Annotated in this window: 1 pseudogene; it reads left to right on the top strand. The window is 71.0% G+C overall.

Going from position 1 to position 1,447, the window contains the following annotated elements:
• Nucleotides 1–1,447: pseudogene (locus KGQ19_RS48605) on the top strand (ATP-binding protein); the annotation flags it as partial.

The raw sequence follows: 1,447 nt of genomic DNA, 5'->3' as shown, positions 1-1,447 counted from the left end.
TCGCGGACCTGGCGCGCGGGGTGGTCTACGCGTGGTTCGGCCAGCCGCTGCTGCGCCGCAACCGGGCGCGCGTCTACGCCGGGGTCCGCAAGAACCTGCGGTACCTGGACGAGAACCCGCGCGCCGAAGACCGCGGCGAGCGGATCGCCGAGATAGTGCGTAGCACCGAGCCGCTGGTGCGGCTGCTGGCGCAGCGTCTGGTGCATCCGGACCTGGACAACTCGGCGATGCTGGAGGTCCTGACCCGGCGCTACTACGGCAACAAGGGCCTGACCGACGTACAGACCACCCAGGCCGCCGGCACCTCGTTCGTGGTCGCCGAACGCGACGGCTCCCGCCTGGTGTCGGCGGCAGTGCCGTTCGACCAGCTCGGCGATGCCCTGGACGGACTGGCCGAGCTGGAGGTGAGCGGCGGCGCCCTGGACGCCGACATCTACCTGCTGTGGGAGAACCAGCCGGACACCGACGAGGCCGCGACCGAGTTGCAGCGCGTGATGAGCGCGCACCCGCTGCCGCAGCAGGTGCGGCGGGTGACGACCACGGTGGCCGGGCGCCGCAACGCGGTGATGCACCACCACTTCACGTTCCGGCGCTCCTCCACCGGCATGACCGAGGAACGGCTGATCCGCGGCCTGCACCCCTACATCGCCGAGCGGATGCAGCTGGAGCGGCTGACCAAGTTCGACCTGACCCGGCTGCCGTCCTCCGACGAGGACGTGTACCTGTACCAGTGCGTGGCCCGCGAGAACCCGGCCGACGACCGGCTGGTCGCGTTCACGCAGGTGCGCGACCTGACCGAGCTGCGCGAGCACGACGGCCGGCTGGTGGCGCTGCCGACCGCCGAGGACGCGATCGCGGCGTGCGTGGACTCCATCCGGCGCGCGCAGCTGCGGCGGCCGTCCAACAAGCGGTTCAGCACCAACCGCGTGGTGGTCTACCTGTGGCCGGTGTCGAACATCAAGCGCTCCGAGCTGTACCTGATCGCCAAGCGCATCCTGCCCTCGACGGTCGGCGCCGGGCTGGAGGAGATCGAGCTCATCGGCCGGCAGCGGTCCTGGAAGACCGGCGAGCTGATCAAGATCGCGGTCCGGGTCCGCTTCGACACCGCGGGCGAGCCCTCGCTCAGCGTCGGCGAGCCCACCCTGGACCCGATCGAGCCGCTGGACGACTACCGGCTCAAGGTGATGCGCGCGGCCAGCCGCGGCACGGTGTACCCGTACGAGCTCGTCGACTCCCTCGGCGACTTCGCCGAACACGACCTCGACGACACCCACGCCCTGGTCCCGGTGGACCGGCCCAAGGGCCGCAACACCGCGGCGATGGTGGCCGGCGTGATCACCACCCGGACCCGGCGGCACCGGCAGGGTGTGACCCGGGTCCTGCTGTTGGGTGATCCGACGAAGTCGTTGGGTGCGTTGTCGGAGCCGGAGTGTCGTCGGGTGATCGC

Source organism: Catenulispora pinistramenti, assembly GCF_018274385.1.
In the GTDB taxonomy this organism is placed as follows: Bacteria; Actinomycetota; Actinomycetes; order Streptomycetales; family Catenulisporaceae; genus Catenulispora; species Catenulispora pinistramenti.
Note: the sequence above shows the minus strand (reverse complement) of the source record. Positions and strands in the feature narration are given on the sequence as shown.